The sequence below is a fragment of the Treponema sp. TIM-1 genome (genome assembly GCF_046533115.1).
GTDB lineage: Bacteria > Spirochaetota > Spirochaetia > Treponematales > Breznakiellaceae > JAIRMO01.
The window spans coordinates 117,487-135,478 of the sequence record NZ_JAJQRC010000001.1 but is presented as its reverse complement, the minus strand read 5'-3'; the positions used below and the strand labels follow the sequence as shown (position 1 = coordinate 135,478).

Below are 17,992 nucleotides of genomic sequence, written 5' to 3'. Positions count from 1 at the left end.
CTAACGATCCTGACACAGGAAACTTTCGACAAGCCGGATAAAGGCTTCGTTATGAACCGGCAGAGCAGCAAGGCTTTCCCGATAGGAATCAAGCTGTTTTTTATAATCCTCTTTTACCTGGAGTATCCTTTCTCCGTATTGAATTTCAAGGCGGTCCGTCTCCCGGCCGTACCGTTCATCGTACAAACGACGGCTTTGCTTTTCCCCTTCGGTAATACGCCGATCCGCCTCGGCTTGGGCGTTATCTACCAGGGCGGAAGCCTCCGCTTCAACTTCTAGAAGGTGCCGAAGCACATCCTGTTCATCCATGGAAAACCTGCTTTTTAATCCAGGGTAATGAGTACGTCCTCATATTTTTTAATAATTCCATGAGCGCCCTGGGGATCACCCTGGGTAATCAGATCCGTATAAAACTGGGGATTATCCAACAATTCCGCCAGCCGTTTTAACAGACGCAGGTGTTGTTCGGTATCCTTTTGCGGGGCCAGCATCATAAATAACAGATAAACCGGCTCCCCATCCAAAGCATCGTAATCAATACCTTTTTTTGAAATTCCTAAAATGCCGTATACCGTATCAACCACATTGGTTTTCCCATGGGGAATCGCTATACCCTTATGGATTCCGGTGGACATCTTTGACTCCCGAAGCCTGAGGGCTTCAAGGATGTCTTCCCGGGCATTTATTTTAACGGCATGACAAAAATGGTCCACCATTTCTTCAAAGGCTTCTTCCTTATCGTCCGCTTCAAGCCCCACTTTGATTAACTCAGGCGGAAATACGTCATAAAGGAACATTTATCGTAACCCCCGACCCTTAACCTATTCGGATTCTACCGGGGGTTCGGTATTTTCAACTTCGTCCCCTTGCCACCAATTACTGTCCGCTTCTATTATCGACTCTGGTACCGCCGATTCTACCCCGGAACCGCCGGGGGTTCTGTTGATAAGGGCCAAACTGAAGCTGATCACCAGGAAAAGGACGCCTAAAATGCTGGTTGCCCGGGTTAGTACGTTCCCCGATCGGGATCCGAAGGCGGAACCGCTGCCTCCGGCAAAAATCCCTCCCAAACTATCCCCTTCCTCGTTTTGGATCAATACCAAAAGGATAAGCAAAACCGCGACAATTACAAAAAAGACCAATAATAAAATACCAAGGATTGTCATGTATCTTTCTCCATATATCTATATTATCCTTTAAAAAAAACTTATTCAAGGCGGTATAGAGAAATTACCTTTTCCGAAAATCAAGCCTTTAAAAAAAATTCCAGGGCCCTTCGGATCTGTCCCCGGGGTTCCTCGGTGGCGGAAATCCAGGTAAGTCCCGGGATGGAGGCAAAATAGGTAAACTGCCGTTTGGCGTAACGGCGGCTGTTCCGGGCGACGAGGGCTTCCACGCCGATGAGATCCCCGGAGAGGGCGTATTCCCCGGGATGGGGCTCAATGAAAAATTCTTTGTAGCCGATGGCGGAAAGTCCGGGATCACCGGGGCCGTAACCGGCCTTGAAGAGCCTTTCCACCTCCCCGGGCAGTCCTTCGCGGAACATGGCGGCGCATCGCCGGTCGATCCGGCGGTAAAGCTCTTCCCGGGGACGGGTAAGGCCCAGGATGAGAAAACGGTAACAGGACCGGGGAGATACCGGGGGGGGGAGCTTAAAGGAACTCAAGGGCCGGCCGGAGCTTCGGAATACCTCCAGCGCCCGGAGAAGACGGTAGGTGTCGTTAGGATGGATCCGAGCGGCGCTGGGGGGATCGCAGGCGGCCAGTTCTTCCATCAGGGGGGGGACGCCCCGCCGGAGGAGTTCTTCTCGAAGGGCTTCCCGGATAGGGATGACGGAAGGGGGGGCGTCGCTTTGGCCCAGAATAAAATTTCTGATATAAAAGCCGGTGCCCCCGGATAACACCGGCAGAGCCCCCCGGGCGGCAATGGCGGCGCAGGCTTCGTCGGCCAGACGGACAAAGTCCCCGGCATTGAACTGTTCATCGGGGTTACGGATATCTATAAGATGATGGGGGATCCGGGCCCTAAGTTCCGGAGCCGGCTTGGCGGTACCTATATCCATACCCCGGTAAACCTGCATGGAATCGGCGGACACAATTTCCACGGGACAAAGAAAATTCCCGGGTATAAAAAGCTGTTCAACTATCTCCGTTTTACCTGAGGCGGTGGGGCCCAGAAGGATGCATACCGGAATAGCGTTTTTTTCCGGCATAGAGGGGCTATTCTTCTATACGGAATTCGATCTCTTGGGTAAAGATCTGACGGGCCGCCAAGGATACTACCTTGCCGTCATTCTCCTCAATTTCCGGATCCCTGAGCATGGAAAGCTGAAAGGCTCTACGGGAAGCGGCGCAGGTAATCTCGTACATATTGCCTTCATGTTCAATGAGTTCTTCTAGGGGAAATATCATAATTATTACTATATACTTTTCAAAAAAAGGTGTAAAGGGGGGTATACCCCGGGATCCCCTGTCAGGATAACTGTTTTACCCTGGGGCACTCAGCCCGGAAGGTTGAGAGGTACTTTGTAAACCGTTACATTTCGGCTTTCCAGGTACCTTTCCTGAGCTTCGGGGATCCCGTCATCGGTAAAAACGCCGCCGATAGCTTCTATCGGTAACAGGGATACCGTTCCCTGCTGGTTAAATTTTCTCGATTCGGTAAGGATCAGGGTGTTGTTTGCCTGCCGGGCCATATCCCGCACGGTTTCCGCCCGGGAATAGTCATTGCCGGTAAAACCGGTCCGTTGGGTAAAACCGTCGGCACCGATAAAAAGCTTATCCACAAAAAACTCTTCCAGGTTTGCCCGGGTAATGGGACCGACCGTCACCTGGGAAATCCGCTGATAATCTCCCCCCAAAAGCAGGATCCGTACCCCGGAATATTTGCGGATGTAATTGGCGATAAAGGCGGAATTGGTTATGATGGTGATGTTGTTCTTCCCCATGGCCAATTCTTCCGCCAGAAGGGTACAACAGGACCCAGATTCGATCATCACCGTTTCCCCCGCCTTTATCAGGGTAGCCGCCAATTGGGCAATCCGCCGCTTTATCTCATAATTGACGGCCAGCCGGTTCCCGATATCATCCGGAGAACCGAGGATGGCAAAGCCATGCTCCCGTTTGATAAGTCCCTTTTCTTCCAGAAAATCCAGGTCTTTACGGATGGTTACCGGGGATACCTCCAATAATTCGGCGAGCCGGGAAACCTCAATCCGTTGATTTTCCGAAATAATTTTTAAAATATGGGCGCTCCGTTTTTCCATAATAATCCTCAGTAATTCTCTTCAAACTTTCATACGATAGGGGAAAGCTTTTTATATAGTATAATCCTTTCACCGGGATAAAAACAGCCTTCCCCTGCTACCCATAAAAATTCACCGGAAACCCGGGGATGGCGTATTCCCCCAAACAAAAGGGGGAGCTTGTCTCCTGTACGGAGGAAGTCCTTGATATATACACTCCAAAAGAGGCTAAACTCCGAAAACAGGGCCGGGTTTTTTTAAACCAGGGTAAAAAACAGGAACCCAAAAACCGCGAGCAGGATCGATCCGGCCAGGATGTACATCCAGAGGGGTAAACTTCCCAGCTCCTCCCGGGGGGGAGCTTTCATATCCCCCCTCCCCTGCCCCGGCACAGCGGAATACCCGCAGATCGGACAGCCTCCCTTAAAAAGCCCCTCATCTCCCACAAAACCGCAGGCAGGACATCGGACTGAGGCAAAATACCGTCCACACCGGGGACAATGTTTTGTATCCCGGCCTACTTCAGCGCCGCAATGTTCGCAAAAAAAACGGGGATGTTTCATATCTCGGTAATACGGGGGATTTTTCTTGTAACAATGATGCCTTTTCTTCCCCCGGTTCCCATCGCTTAGCCCTTTTTACCCGGCGGCTTTTTTTTCCTGACCGTCACGGCTTGTTTTCACCGGCTCCACCCCGCCGCTTTCAGTTTTCGGGACCGCGGGAACCGCCTGCGGTTTATCGGAACTTTTCCCTTCGGCAGGTTTAGCGGGGGCAGCAACGGGTTTACTCCCCTGCTGCTTATCGGTCACATAAAAACCGGAACCTTTAAAAATAATACCTGAACCGCCGTTAATAAGGCGGCGCACTTCCTTGCCGCATTGGGGGCAGCTGGTGAGGGGAGCTTCACTCATGGTTTGAAAAACCTCAAAAAGATACCCGCAGCTTTTACATTCATATTCGTAGGTCGGCATGGTAAATCCTTTGTGTATGGGGCCGTTTCAAAATCCGCTTCCCCCGGCGGGGTTGTATTTTTTGAAACGGTACCTTAAATTTATACGAGCGTTATTCGAAAACCGCAGTTTTCAAGAATTTTCTAATTTGAATATAACGACAACATATTAAAAAGTAAAGCTATCCCTTGGGGTGTCAGGGGGCCGGTCCGTATTATCAAAGCCGCATCTTCCTGGGTGGGAATATGGGCAAAAAGAGCGGCGGCCAATATCAGGGGATCTTCCTCGTCTATGGGGGCCAAACCGACCATAAAAATCCTGGTCAGCGAAAAAACAGCCAACAAGCCCTTGGCATGGCTTACCGAAGGCGTTTCAATCCGCAAAAATGCCTCATATTCCTTCCCGTTTTTTCCCTCCGGGGCATCAAAAATACCAAAGAGGATCCGATCCGCAGGGATCTGTAGGGGAATTTCCAGCAGCGTCAGGAACCGGTTAATTGAGGCGCCTCCATCATCGGTCCAGCCGGACAGGAAGGCGTCCCGTCGGAGGGTGCCAAAAACCGCGGGGGCCGCTACTCCCGGAGGGGGGACCAGGGGGTCCCCGTCGGAGACCAGGGCCCGGCGGGAATTCAAAAAAACCGAAAGACCGTTCCGGTCGGAACGCCAGTAGGAAATCCCCGCAGTCGAAGGGATCTTCTTCCAGGCGGAACTAAAGGCAAAGGAAAGACCCAGCCGCCAGCTGGGGTATTTACCCCGGGCCGCCACCAGGAAAGACCGGCCTGATTCCGGCGGATAAGCGGCAACCACCGCGGAATCGGTTTTATCCAGGAACTCGGCAGCGTCTTTCCCGCTGAATCCCCCCAGAGAGATGAACTCCAGCAGGGGCCGGGAACGGGGAACATCAATGGCGAAATAAGCCACGGCTCCGGGGGCCAGAGCGGCAAAATCCTCGCTTTCATTGGCGGGCGTTGTTTTGGGATTGGTGGCGCAGGACACAAAAAAGATGACCCCCAAGATCAAGACGCCGGACCCTTTAATTTTCATCGGTTATGCCTTATCAATATCGACGATCCAAGTTTCGTCCCCGGCGTCCAACTCCCGTCCTTGGGTTTTCTCCCATACCACCGAAAGGGCCAGGGTTTCCGCGGCCACATAGTCCGAAAAGGACTCCCAAGCCGCCTTCAACCGCTCCGAACCGTAAAGGTGCAGCCGAATCCGATCGGTCACCGCCAGTCCCTTATCCTTTCGCAAATTTTGCACCCCCCGGATAAGGTCCCGTACATCCCCTTCCTGGATCAGCTCCTCGGTCACCTCCGTGTGAAGGGCAACGGTAAGGGTCCCCTCGTTGAGAACCCGTAAATTTTCTTTTTCAATCCGCCGGATATTCACCTTTTCCGCGGTAATTTCCATGGATTTCCCCGAGACTTCAATAGAAAGGGTGACCCCTTCCAGGAGTCCCTGAATCTCAAGCTGGCTTAAAGCGGCAATCCGATCCGCGGCGGCCTTCATATCCTTACCCAGTTCCTTCCCCAGGATACGAAAGTTTGCCTTGGCCTCGTATTCTACCAGGTCCTCTTCATTGTCCCGGAAGATCACGTTTTTTACATTGAGCTCTTCCCGAATAATATCCTCCATCTCCAGAAATACCCGCTTTTCATCGGCATTCCGGGTCACCAGTTCCACCGCCTTGAGGGGCTGCCGAACCTTGAGGTTATACTGGGACCGCAGGGCCCGGCCCATGGAAACCGCATGCTGGACCACCCCCATCTTGTACTCCAATTCCCGGTCCCGCCGTTCCTCCCGGGGGAGGGGAAAATCGGTCAGATGAACCGATTCGGGATCCCCTTCCCCGCAGAGGTTCTGCCAGATGGCATCGGCAGTAAAGGGCATAAAGGGACAGGCCACGGTTATCAGGATTTTTAGCACTTCGTAGAGGGTTCCATAGGCCTCGGTCTTATCGGTATCGTTCTCGAAATTTCCCCTGACGGAAGTACGCCAAAACCGCCGACGGGATCGCCGGATGTACCAGTTATTGAGGAGGTCGATAAATTCCACCATCGGATCCACCGCCCGGGAAAGATCGTAGGCGTCCAGGGCGCCCCCCACCTTTTCCACCAGGGTTTCCGCCATGGAAAGGATCCATTTATCCAGGGGATTCGAGGGATTCCGGGGCGCCCCCGAGGGGCTTATCCCATCAATATTGGCATAGGTCACAAAGAAACTATAGGCATTCCACAGGGGAATGAGGATACTCTTCATCACCTCCCGAACCCCCTCGTCGGAATACCGGAGGTCATCGGACTTTACCAGGGCCGAATGGATCAAAAAAAGCCGCAGGGCGTCCGCCCCAAAGGTATTGACCACCTCCATGGGATCGGTGAAGTTCCGCAGGCTCTTGCTCATCTTCTTGCCATCATTGGCCAGGACGATGCCGCTGACAATGCAGTTCTTGAAGGCGGGCTTTTTGAACAGCGCCGCCGCCAGGATCGTAAGGGTATAAAACCAGCCGCGGGTCTGATCGAGCCCTTCATTGATAAAATCCGCGGGGAAATGGCCTTCGAAAAATTCCTTGTTTTCGAAGGGGTAGTGGTTCTGGGCATAGGGCATGGCGCCGGATTCAAACCAGCAGTCCAGTACCTCCGGGATCCGGACCATAGTCCCCTGGCAGTCCGCGGCCCCGCCGCCCCGTTCCGGGGATACCTTGGCGCAGGGAATGGAGATCTCGTCCACAAAGTGTTTGTGCAGGTCCTCCGGGTACACGCCGGACAGTTCCTTGAGCTCCGCCCGGCTCCCCACGCAGATGGTCTTGCCGCAGTCCGGGCATTTCCAGATGGGTAGGGGATTCCCCCAGTACCGGTTCCGGCTGATGGCCCAGTCCCGGGCCCCTTCCAGCCACTTGCCGAAGCGGCCCTCTTTGATATGCTCCGGCACCCAGTGGATCCGGCTGTTGGCGTTGAGCATATCCTGTTTGATCTTCTCCACGTTGACAAACCAGGAACCCACGGCCCGGTAGATGAGGGGGCTGCCGCATCGCCAGCAATGGGGATAGGCATGGAGTACCTGCTCCCGCTTGACAAGTTTGCCTTCGGCCTTGAGCCGTTCTATGATGGCCTTGTCCGCGTCTTTGACAAAGAGACCCTGGTAGTCGCTTACCTCCGCGGTAAAGCGGCACTCCGCGTCCACCGGGCAGACCGTAGGTACCCCGGTACCCCGCAGTATCCGGGCGTCGTCTTCCCCAAAGCCCGGCGCGGTATGGACGATGCCGGTACCGTCTTCGGTGGAGACAAAGTCCCCCAGGTAGGTACGGAAGGCATTCTGTTCCGCGGCCCAGGCAAAGTAGGGGAACAGGGGCTCGTATTCCAGGCCCTCCAGATCCGCCCCCTTCATCCGCCAGAGGATCTTGCAGTCCCCTTCGGTGGGCATAGCCCCCGCCTTCAGGGCCGCGTCATCCGGCATCCGGGGCGGGTTTTTGTAGTAGGCGGGCAGCCGGGCCTCCGCCAGGATATAGTGTTCCTCCCCGTCCCGGACCAGCACATAGTCGATATCCGGCCCCAGGGCAAGGGCCAGGTTCGAAGGCAGTGTCCAGGGGGTGGTGGTCCAGGCCAACAGGTAGGTATTGGGGGGCAGCAGCTTATCCTGACTTAACCCCGGGGAGGACGGGGGCGTTGCGGGGGCGGAAAGCGGGCTGCCCGTGCCCCCGCTGAGGGGGGAAACGGAGGAGCCGGAGGCTCCGGAGTGAGGGGGGAGACTTCCCCCCTCTTTAACCTTGAAGCGTACGGTGATCGCCGGATCGTAGACATCTTTGTAGCCGCCCAGGTTGAGTTCATGATTGGAGAGCACCGTGGCGCAGCGGGGGCAGTAGGGCAGGATATAGTGGCCTTCGTAGAGGAGGCCCTTTTCCCAGAGGGACTTCATGACCCACCAGATGGTTTCCATGTAGGCGCTGTCCATGGTTTTGTAGTCGTGGTCGAAATCCACCCAGCGGCCCATACGGGTGACGACCTGCCGCCATTCCTTGACATAACGCATCACCGCGGCCCGGCAGGCTTCGTTGAAACGGGCGATGCCGTAGGTTTCAATATCGGTTTTGGAGTTGAGGCCCAGTTCCTTTTCGATGAGGTTTTCCACGGGCAGGCCGTGGCAGTCCCAACCGAAACGGCGCTCGACTTTTTTACCCTTCATGGTCTGGTAACGGGGGATGATATCCTTGATGGTACCGGGCACAAAATGACCGAAATGGGGCATTCCCGTGGCAAAGGGGGGGCCGTCGTAAAATACATACTCCTCAGCGCCCTCCCGCCGGGCTATGGATTTTTTGAAGATGTCATTTTTTTCCCAGAAAGAAAGAATTTCTTCTTCCAATTTGGGGAAATTCACCTTGGGGTCCACACTCTTATACACCGTTAAACCTCTCTTGTGTTATTACTATGCCATAAGGGGATATTTTTTTCCAGTATGGAAAGGGGAAAAGAAAAAACCGCAAAATTCACCGCCACGAGGTCAAATTTTAAAGCGTCCGGTGGTCCAAAGAGCTTATATTATCCCCCAAGCTGCTTCCTATAGGCCTTGATGTAGGATTCGAGCCTTTTTTGTTTCTCTCCGGGATGGGACTCATAATAGGTACCTCCCACGGTAAAACAGGCAAACCCCCCGGCGGCGACCGCGGGGATACAGGCTTCCCGAAGATCGAGGCTGCCCCGGGGAAGGGAACCCAATTGTTCGGCTATGCCGGCGATGATCCCCCCGGCAAAATTATCCCCGCAGCCGGTGGTGTCCCCCGGAAACTCCCGATGCAGGGCCAGTTCCTGGTTTATCAGTTCGCAGACCGGCATGGCGGTTAATTCCCGGGGGGCGAAAAGTCCCTTTCCCGCGGTAAGGCGTATGGGCCGGGCCCCTTCGGTAATAACCACCGCTCCCACTCCCCGGGAAAGGAGCCATGCCGCGGCTTCTTCCGGGGAACCTTGCCCCGAAGTTTTTAAGACCTCATCCCGGTCGGCGATAAGCAGGTCAATATAGGGATAGGCATCGTCCCGAATCCCCAGCTTCCATTTTTTTCCCGGAGCGGCATATTCACTCCTATAATCGTAAACCAGGTTCACCACGGTCACCGCCCCCTTGGCCTGCTTGAGCAGTTCCGTCAAGCCGTCATGGAGGGCAGGAACCAGGGCGGTTCCCCCAAAGGCGACGATATCCGCTTCAAAAAAAGAAACCCCCAGATCCGGGGGGTCAAACCGGGATGCCGCCCCCAAAAGGTTGATGAAGGTCCGCTCCCCATGGCCGTTATCGTAGTGGGGGTCCGAGAGTACGTCTGTCCGGGGAGTTGCCCCTTCCCGGATACTCAGACGGCATTTTTTAAAGGGGAGCCGGGCCAGGGCTTTTTCTACCAACAGACCGGTTTCGTCATTTCCCCGGACGCCAAAAAAACAAACCTCACCCCCGGATCGCACCTGGGCAACATGGGCCAGGGATACCACCGAAGGCCCCCCCAGGTTTTGGGAATCGGAACCCTTTCCCTCGATAAGGGCACCCAGGGCTTCCTCGTAGGGCTTTCCCATGAAGCGCTCAAAATTTTCGGCAAATACCAGCCGCCCCGGAGTCAATCCCCCATCCCCTTCCCGCCGGGAAAGGGCGGCTTGAAAAGCGGGGCCGGAAAAATCCGCCCTGTAAAGAGCATCCAGTAAACAACAACCGGTTCCGTGAATTATCATACCGAATCCCCTGTCAAGTGAGGTCTACTCCCCCGCCGCTCCGCGGCGGAGAGGTTCATTCATCACGGCTCCTCGTATGTATTAACCTCCATAGACCGCTATCATGACCCCCGCGGCGATAGCGGTTCCGATAACGCCGGCCACATTGGGACCCATGGCGTGCATGAGGAGGAAGTTCCCCGGATCGTATTCCAGGCCCACCTTGTTGGAAACCCGGGCGGCCATGGGTACCGCCGAAACCCCGGCGGAACCGATGAGGGGATTGATCTTCTCCTTGAGAAAGAGATTCATGAACTTGGCCACCAGAATCCCCGTGGCGGTGGCGATGGCGAAAGCGACAAGCCCCATAACCACAATGATCAGGGACGAGGAATTGAGGAATTTTTCCGGGGTCATCTGGCTGCCCACCCCCAGGGAAAGGAAGATGGATACGATGTTGATAAGTTCATTCTGGAGGGTCTTGGACAGCCGCTCCACCACCCCGCATTCCCGGATAAAGTTCCCGAACATGAGACAGCCGATAAGGGCCGCCGCCGAAGGAATCAACAGGATGGAAAGCACAAATACCACGATGGGAAAGGCGATCTTTTCTACCTGGGAAACGGGCCGGAGCTGTTTCATCCTGATAAGCCGTTCATGTTGGGTAGTGAGGAGTTTCATGATGGGCGGCTGGATCATAGGCACCAAGGCCATATAGGAATAAGCCGCCACCGCCACCGTGGCCAGGAGATGGGGGGCTAGTTTGGCGGCGATATAGATCGTGGTGGGACCGTCGGCGCCGCCGATGATCGCTACCGAGCAGGCTTCCTTGAGGTTAAAGGCCACCCCCGGCAGGTAGTTGGCTAGCGCAATGCCGAAAAGGGTACCGAAAACACCGAACTGGGCCGCCGCCCCCAGGATGGCGGTTTTGGGATTAGCGATAAGGGGACCGAAGTCGGTCATAGCCCCGATACCCATAAAGATGATCAGGGGGAAAAATTCGTTCCCCACCCCGCTTTCATAGATAATATGGAGGAAACCGTGGGGGGGGGAACCCATGGCGACAAAGGGAACGTTCACAAAGACCGTCCCAAAACCGATGGGAATGAGGAGCAGGGGTTCAAAACCCTTCACCGCCCCCAAATAGATGATGAGGAACCCCACCGCCACCATGAGAAATTCCTGCCAGCCGAAAACCGTGGTGGTTTTGTTTTTTCCCGTGGCGTTGTCCACCAGGGTGGTCTCTTTTTCCACCTTGTCAGTGACAAAGGCGAAAATCCCGGTGGTTTCCGCGATATTCCGGATAAAACTGCCCAGGGATACCCGGGGAAGATCCGCGCTGTTGGGGATTTTACCACCCAAATTTCTGAATGAGGGAAGATCATCCACCGGAGTGGAGGATTGGGCAAGGACCCGGGGCATAAAGGAAAACACAAAGGCGCCTACCACCAAAAGCAGACATATTTTGGTAATTAGCACCGGATTCTTTTTCATATCTGACATGATACCGTCCTGTCTTAGTTTATGGCCTTTGCCCTCAAGGCAAAGGCCTCCAAAAAATAGGAAAAAACCAGCGGTTTTACCCTATCTCGGCAATTGGCTGTTGGGAAGCGACCTGGGTTCCCACGGAGGTCAGAAAATGAACCGTACCCGCCGCAGTGGCCTTGATCTCCAGCTCCATTTTCATGGACTCAATGATGACAATGGTGTCCCCCGAGGCGACCTGGGCCCCCTCGTTCACCGCATAACGGAGGATCGTCCCCGCCACCGGGGCGGGAATGACCGTACCGCCCACGGAAGCCGCCGGAACCGCCACTTCCACCGGAGTGGGAGCAGCGGGAGCCGCCGGGACCGGAGCCGCGCCCGGAACACCGCCGATTTCCGCCACCGGCTGCTGGGCCGCAACCTGGGTACCTGTGGGTACCAGAAAGTGGATCTTTCCGGCAACGGTGGCTTTGATCTCCAGTTCCATCTTCATGGACTCGATGATCAGCACCGTCTGGCCGGCCTTGACCTCGGCCCCTTCATCCACGGCGTAGCGGAGGATCGTCCCCGCCACCGGGGCGGGAATCCCCGCGCCGCCCCCGGAAGCCGCCGGGGCCGGGGAAGCTCCGCCTGAGGCAGGGGTAACCGCCACGGTACCTGCCGGGGCAACCACCACGTTGTAGTTGGTGCCATTGACATTCACCGTGTATTTAGCCGCCTGTCCGGGAGCCGCCGCCGGGGCCGCGGGAGCCTCCGCTTCGGGTTTGAAGACCACCGGCCCTTCAGCCCGTTTTTTGAAAAAGTTGGGGGCCACCTTGGGGAACATGGCCAGGGTCAGAACATCTTCCACGCTGACCGCATCGGTTCCCAAAAGTTTTTTCGCCTCCGCTTCCAGTTTGTCGTATTCGGGAGGAATATCATCCGCCGGCCGGTGGGTGATCTCCTGTTCCATCTTGAGGCCCTCCAGGGCCTTTTTTACCACTTCGACGTTTTTTGGGGCCGGGCAGGCGCCGTATTTGCCCGCCATAAGATCCTGGAATTCCCCGGAAAGCCGGTTATACCGGCCAAAGAGGACGTTAAACACCGCCTGGGTACCCACAATCTGGCTGGTGGGGGTTACCAGGGGCGGATAACCCGAATCCTTTTGAACCACGGCGATTTCTTTTAATACGTCATCGATCTTGTCGGAAGCACCCTGCTCCTTGAGCTGGCTTTCCAGGTTGGAGAGCATACCGCCGGGAACCTGGGAAACCAAAATCCGGGTATCGGCTCCCAGAAAACTGGATTCGAATTTCTTGTAATTTTTCCGCACCTCCCGGAAGTAGGCCGCGATTTCCAACAACAGTTTGGTATCAAGCCCCGTATCGTATTCGGTTCCCCTGAAAATCTCAACTATGGTTTCCGTGGGGCTGTGGCTGGTACCCATGGCCAGGGAGGAAATGACCGTGTCGAGGATCTCCGCCCCCGCCTCGGCGGCCTTGGTCAAGGTGGCCACCGACATACCGGTGGTGGCATGGGAGTGGATCTCGATAGGGAGGTCCGTCACTTTCTTGATAGCCTTTACCAGATCGTAGGCCACATAGGGTTTGAGAAGTCCCGACATATCCTTGATGGCGATAGAATCGGCGCCGATGTCGGCGTACTGTTTAGCCAGTTCCGCGTATTTTTCGATGGTGTGGAAAGGGGTTACCGCGTAGGAAATGGCCGCCTGGATATGTTTGCCGGTCTTTTTCGCCGCCGCAGTGGCGGCCTCGAAGTTTCGGGGGTCATTTACCGCGTCGAAAATACGGAAGATATCCACCCCGTCTTTAGCGGCGTATTCCACAAATTTGGCCACCACGTCGTCGGCGTAATGGCGGTATCCCAAAAGGTTCTGACCCCGCAGGAGCATCATGATCTTGGTATTGGGCAGGGCTGCTTTGAGTTTCTTGAGCCGATCCCAGGGGTCTTCGTTTAAAAAGCGGATACAGGAATCAAAGGTAGCTCCGCCCCAGGCTTCCAGGGCGAAAAATCCCACCTGATCGAGTTTATTACAGACCGGCAACATGTCGGCGGTAACCATCCGGGTCGCAAAAAGGGACTGATGAGCATCCCGGAGTACCAAATCGGTAAGTTTGACTTTGGGCATGTTTTCTCCTAATAAATTAAATAAAGGGAGTTTTCTTTAAAAACTCTCCAGCAATACGCCTTAAGGGTTTGTCGTCTTGCGGTATTCATTAACCGCCGCCGAAATAGCCGCGGTGACCGCAGCATTCCCCGCACTTGCCCCGCCGCCCGGGGAAGTCCCCGTGGTGACAGGCGCCGTCACATCCTTATCCGCCCCCAGGGCATGAATAACCTTACCTACCAAACTTACGCAGATAATCAAAACCACCAGAAAACCAAATACAATTCCCATACCGAGCAGGGTAAGAACTCCGCTTTGCTCCAGCATCTCGGCTATCGTCATAAAGCCTCCTCATGAAATCAATCCGATTTTCGCTTATTTAAAGAATGGCAAAAATCATTTTTATTAGAGCCGATTTCAAGGCTTACGTTTTTTTGAAACCGACTTTGAAAAAGCGGTTAAGCCTCCATTAGCCAAGACGGCTTTTCCGCTCTATTTTAAGAAAGCTTTTTCAAAATTTAATATATTTAAAAAAACTCACCTTTCTTTAATATATCAAAAAAGCCGGGGTTAACGCAAGGGTAGGGAAAGAAATATTATCTAGACCGTTTTAGGGATCCCCGGACGGGATGCTTGTCAACTTGCCGGATAAAGCGATACATTACCAGTATGTTAGAAAATATGGTTAAACTCCTGTTCGGCTCCAAACACGAGCGGGATCTTAAAACCCTGCTGCCTATCCTGCACGGGGTCAATGAAAAAGAAGCCTGGGCGGCCGCTCTGCCCGGAGAAGAATATCCCCGAATGACCGCCCGGTTTCGGGAACGGTACCAGGCCGGGGAAACCCTGGATGTCCTGCTGCCGGAGGCTTTTGCCCTGGCCCGGGAAGCGGCCCGGCGGAATCTGGGGGAGCGGCCCTACGACGTACAGGTCCTGGGGTCTATCGTACTCCACCAGGGTAAGATTGTGGAAATGAAAACCGGAGAGGGTAAAACCCTGATGAGCGTGGCCGCGGCCTACCTTAATGCCATACCCGGCAAGGGGGTTCATATCGTAACCGTCAACGATTACCTCGCGGAACGGGATACCGAATGGATGCGGCCGGTTTTTTCCTATTTGGGATTAACCGTAGGTACCATTCTTTCGGACATGGACAATGAACGGCGGAAACAGAACTATCGCTGTGATATAACCTACGGAACCAATAATGAATTCGGTTTTGATTATTTACGGGATAATATGCGCTGGGACCTGGAAGGCCGGGTTCAGCGGGGGCATGCCTTTTGTGTGGTGGATGAAATCGACTCCATCCTCATCGACGAGGCTCGAACCCCCCTTATCATCTCCGGCGCCGCCGAGGATGATACCTTTAAGTATGCGGAGGTGGATAAACTTTTAGGTTCCCTGGAGGAAGTTAAAAAGAAAGAGGACGGAGAATACCCCGACGAGACCCAGGGAGAGGAAGTTATCGGCGATTATAAGCTGAATGAAAAAAACAAGGGGGTTTCCTTTAGTAACGGCGGGCTGGCAAAAATAGAGGATATCCTTCATAAACGGAACCTGATTAAAGGGGCCATCGTGGATGAGGAAAATTTTGAGTATCTCCACTACTTTACCCAGGCCCTGCGGGCCCATAAGCTCTTTCATATCGACGTGGATTACGTTGTTCAGGACGGACAGGTTCAGATAGTGGATGAATTTACCGGCCGGATCCTCTACGGCCGACGGTATTCCGACGGGCTCCACCAGGCCATTGAGGCCAAGGAACGGATAAAAATCGCCCAGCGAAACCGGACCATGGCTACCATCACCTTTCAGAACTACTTCCGGCTTTATGAAAAAATTTCCGGTATGACCGGTACCGCCGACACGGAGGCAGTGGAATTCAGCAAGATCTACAACCTGGATGTGGTGGTGATCCCCACCAACCTCCCTGTAGCCCGGAATGACGAGGACGATGTGGTATACCTCAACGAAGGGGAGAAATTTAACGCCCTCTGCGAGGAAATCGCCGAGGCCCACCACCGAGGTCAGCCCATGCTGGTAGGGACCGTTTCTATCGAAAAATCAGAAAAAATCTCTACCTTTCTTACCCGGCGGGGGATCCGCCACGAAGTGTTAAACGCCAAAAACCACGCCCGGGAAGCGGGGATCATCGCCGAAGCCGGGGCCAAAGGGGCGGTTACCATTGCCACCAACATGGCGGGTCGGGGTACGGATATAAAGCTGGGAGGTAACCCGGAACACCGGGCCCGAAAGGCCGCGGGAACCGGGGCAAGTCCGGAAATATACGCCGAAATCCTCAAAGCGGAATATGAAAAGTGGAAAAGGGACTACGAGGAAGTGAAAGGCCTGGGCGGGCTCTACGTAATCGGTACCGAACGGCATGAAAGCCGGCGTATCGATAACCAGCTTCGAGGCCGTTCCGGCCGGCAGGGGGATCCGGGAAGGTCAAAATTTTTTATTTCCATGGACGATGACCTCATGCGTCTTTTTGGCGGATCCAATATTAAAAACATCATGTCCAAAATCGGTATGGAGCCGGGGGAACCTATCTATCATCCCTGGCTTAATAAAAGTATCGAAAAGGCCCAAAAAAAGGTGGAAGAACGGAATTTTGAAATTCGTAAACACCTCCTGGAATACGATGATGTCCTTAACCAGCAGCGAAAGTATATTTATGAACAACGGGATGCCATATTACGGGATACAAACCTCAAAGATCGGGTAAACGACGCCACCCTTTCCATGGTAAAGGGCGCCTTGGAAACATATCGTGCATCCCAACGCCGGGATCAGGCCGGGGTCATTAAGGAACTGGGCAATTACCTCAAGGAAAAGTTCGGCTATACCCTCAAAATTGAGGGGAAGGAAGCCAATCCCGAGGCCCTGGAAGCGCAGATCATCGAGGAATTGGAAAAGGACCTGGATGAAAAGGAAAACCTGGTAGGGACCGTTAATTTAAACGCCTTTATTCGGATGCAGTACCTTCAGGCCATAGATCGCAAATGGCTGGATCACCTGGAAAATATGGAAGGTCTGCGGGAGGCGGTATATCTCCGCAGTTACGGACAAAAAAATCCGTTGACGGAATACAAGATAGAGGGGTTCCAGATCTTCGATACCATGATCGATATGATCCGGGAGGAAATAGCCTCCCGGGTACATTTGGTACGGATCCAAGCCGCGGGAGACCGGGAATGGCGGGGCAGACCTACGGTAACGGTCCAATCCCACGGCAGCTTGACAGCCTTTTCCTCAGGAACGGGACAAAGCGGCGGAGGAACCGCTCCGGGTCCTTCGGCAAAATCCCAACCTGAGGCGGTCACTGTGGTCAGGGCGTATCCCAAAGTAGGAAGAAACGACCCTTGCCCCTGCGGCAGCGGGAAAAAGTACAAATTCTGCCACGGAAAACATACATAAGGGATCTTCGGTTTCCGAACAATGCTAATATATCCCCTGCCGAATAAAGGCGTCTCCATATCCGATGCTTTTAAACCGTTGTAACAGGGCGCCGCTTTCCCCCAAACCAACCGGACCTAACAGGATACGGTATACGGAGCCGTTGGACCCCTCCGAGGGTTGAATGACCAGGGGATAATTTTTTCCTATCCTTGATAACTCCGCTTCTACCAATTCGATTTGGCCGAAGGCCCGTAATTGGAGGTAGTATTTCCCTTTTTCCAGAGAACTAATCACCGGCACGGAAAAAAGGAGACTTTCCCCGTGCTGAGCGGACGCTTGCTGAATCGGAGACGCGGCGGGTTCCCTATCCTCCCAGGAGGGTATAATCAGGGAGGGATCTATTGCTGCTGCTTCAGTGGAGGATTCGGAAAAGGAGGAATCCAGGGCGGTTATTTCCGCTTCCGGAGGAAGCCGCCAGGAATTGGTGATTTCCGTTGGGGGGCGTTCTTCAGCGGGAATCAAAGACAGATCATACCCTCCAAGAGTCCCGGGGTTCCCTGCTTCCGGTTGGGGAACGGTTGTCCCGGTTTCGGGAAGATCTTCATACCATGAATAAGCGCCGGCGGCTAATTCTTCCGGTATGGGGACATCGGTGGCCTTATCCTGAATTGTCGGAGATAATAAGAGAAACCCCTGATCTTGTTCAGGACCCTTCGTTATAGCCGTTCCTTCGGGGTATATGCTTTCGGCAAAATGGGAAGCTATCGCCGGTTCACCGGGCTGGATGATCCTGATCCTGGTTATGGATTGATCCTGGATGTCTATGGCTTGGGCGGCATCCCGGGAAAGCATGGCGAGCAGGACCGGTGAATCAAGCGGGGAGGTGATGACGGCCTGGATGGTCTTTCCGCTTTCAAGGTTGGTCATATATACCACCGTATTAGGGGGAAAAGAATTGGTAGCCGCAAAATATCCCTCCTGGGGCAATTCATTCCCCGGAGCGGCTACGGCGGCTCCTTCCCAAATAGAAGCACCGATAAAAAAAACCGAAGCAACCATGATACCTATCGTCATACGAATTTTTTTCATACTTTACCTACCCTTCCTTTCAGAAC

At 54.1% G+C, this 17,992-nt stretch carries 15 protein-coding genes; 1 reads left to right on the top strand and 14 read right to left on the bottom strand.

All coding sequences use genetic code 11. The features are described from left to right. The 13 genes from LQZ21_RS00635 to LQZ21_RS00575 form a co-directional block, all read right to left on the bottom strand. Positions 1-309 (bottom strand): hypothetical protein, encoded by a 309-nt coding sequence (locus LQZ21_RS00635; protein WP_411042158.1) that lies wholly within the window; start codon positions 307-309, stop codon positions 1-3. Positions 310-323: 14 nt separating this feature from the next. Next, positions 324-797, bottom strand: coding sequence for a PTS sugar transporter subunit IIA (locus LQZ21_RS00630; RefSeq protein ID WP_411042157.1), 474 nt, complete (start codon positions 795-797; stop codon positions 324-326). Between the two features lie 24 nt (positions 798-821). After that, positions 822-1,166 (bottom strand): preprotein translocase subunit SecG, encoded by a 345-nt coding sequence (gene secG / locus LQZ21_RS00625; protein ID WP_411042156.1) that lies wholly within the window; start codon positions 1,164-1,166, stop codon positions 822-824. Positions 1,167-1,246: 80 nt separating this feature from the next. Continuing rightward, on the bottom strand, positions 1,247-2,212 hold the full coding sequence (miaA, locus tag LQZ21_RS00620; RefSeq protein WP_411042155.1) for a tRNA (adenosine(37)-N6)-dimethylallyltransferase MiaA: 966 nt from the start codon (positions 2,210-2,212) through the stop codon (positions 1,247-1,249). A gap of 7 nt (positions 2,213-2,219) precedes the next feature. After that, a complete protein-coding gene (locus tag LQZ21_RS00615) occupies positions 2,220-2,411 on the bottom strand; it encodes a DNA-directed RNA polymerase subunit omega (protein ID WP_411042154.1) in 192 nt (63 codons plus the stop codon). Positions 2,412-2,500: 89 nt separating this feature from the next. Next, positions 2,501-3,265 (bottom strand): DeoR/GlpR family DNA-binding transcription regulator, encoded by a 765-nt coding sequence (locus LQZ21_RS00610; protein ID WP_411042153.1) that lies wholly within the window; start codon positions 3,263-3,265, stop codon positions 2,501-2,503. A 617-nt stretch (positions 3,266-3,882) separates the two neighbouring features. Continuing rightward, a complete protein-coding gene (locus LQZ21_RS00605; protein WP_411042152.1) occupies positions 3,883-4,215 on the bottom strand; it encodes an FmdB family zinc ribbon protein in 333 nt (110 codons plus the stop codon). A gap of 122 nt (positions 4,216-4,337) precedes the next feature. Beyond that, the gene (locus LQZ21_RS00600) at positions 4,338-5,237 is read right to left on the bottom strand and encodes a hypothetical protein (RefSeq protein ID WP_411042151.1); all 900 of its coding nucleotides are present in this window, start codon (positions 5,235-5,237) and stop codon (positions 4,338-4,340) included. 3 nt (positions 5,238-5,240) lie between these two features. After that, positions 5,241-8,594: an isoleucine--tRNA ligase gene (ileS, locus tag LQZ21_RS00595; protein ID WP_411042150.1), complete on the bottom strand. Its 3,354-nt coding sequence runs from the start codon at positions 8,592-8,594 to the stop codon at positions 5,241-5,243. A gap of 137 nt (positions 8,595-8,731) precedes the next feature. Next, entirely contained in the window at positions 8,732-9,901 is a 1,170-nt protein-coding gene (locus tag LQZ21_RS00590; RefSeq protein ID WP_411042149.1) for a carbohydrate kinase family protein, read from the bottom strand. 81 nt (positions 9,902-9,982) lie between these two features. Next, positions 9,983-11,383: a sodium ion-translocating decarboxylase subunit beta gene (locus LQZ21_RS00585; protein ID WP_411042148.1), complete on the bottom strand. Its 1,401-nt coding sequence runs from the start codon at positions 11,381-11,383 to the stop codon at positions 9,983-9,985. Between the two features lie 76 nt (positions 11,384-11,459). Further along, positions 11,460-13,493, bottom strand: coding sequence for a sodium-extruding oxaloacetate decarboxylase subunit alpha (oadA, locus tag LQZ21_RS00580; protein ID WP_411042147.1), 2,034 nt, complete (start codon positions 13,491-13,493; stop codon positions 11,460-11,462). Between the two features lie 60 nt (positions 13,494-13,553). After that, positions 13,554-13,814, bottom strand: a complete 261-nt coding sequence (locus LQZ21_RS00575; protein WP_411042146.1) for an OadG family protein — start codon at positions 13,812-13,814, stop codon at positions 13,554-13,556. A gap of 327 nt (positions 13,815-14,141) precedes the next feature. Here LQZ21_RS00575 and secA point away from each other — a divergent pair, with 327 nt between their 5' ends. Further along, positions 14,142-16,895, top strand: a complete 2,754-nt coding sequence (gene secA, locus LQZ21_RS00570) for a preprotein translocase subunit SecA (RefSeq protein ID WP_411042145.1) — start codon at positions 14,142-14,144, stop codon at positions 16,893-16,895. A gap of 24 nt (positions 16,896-16,919) precedes the next feature. On the opposite strand, the gene LQZ21_RS00565 is transcribed toward secA, so the two are convergent. Further along, a complete protein-coding gene (locus LQZ21_RS00565; protein ID WP_411042144.1) occupies positions 16,920-17,966 on the bottom strand; it encodes an SPOR domain-containing protein in 1,047 nt (348 codons plus the stop codon). Between the last annotated feature and the right edge of the window lie 26 nt (positions 17,967-17,992).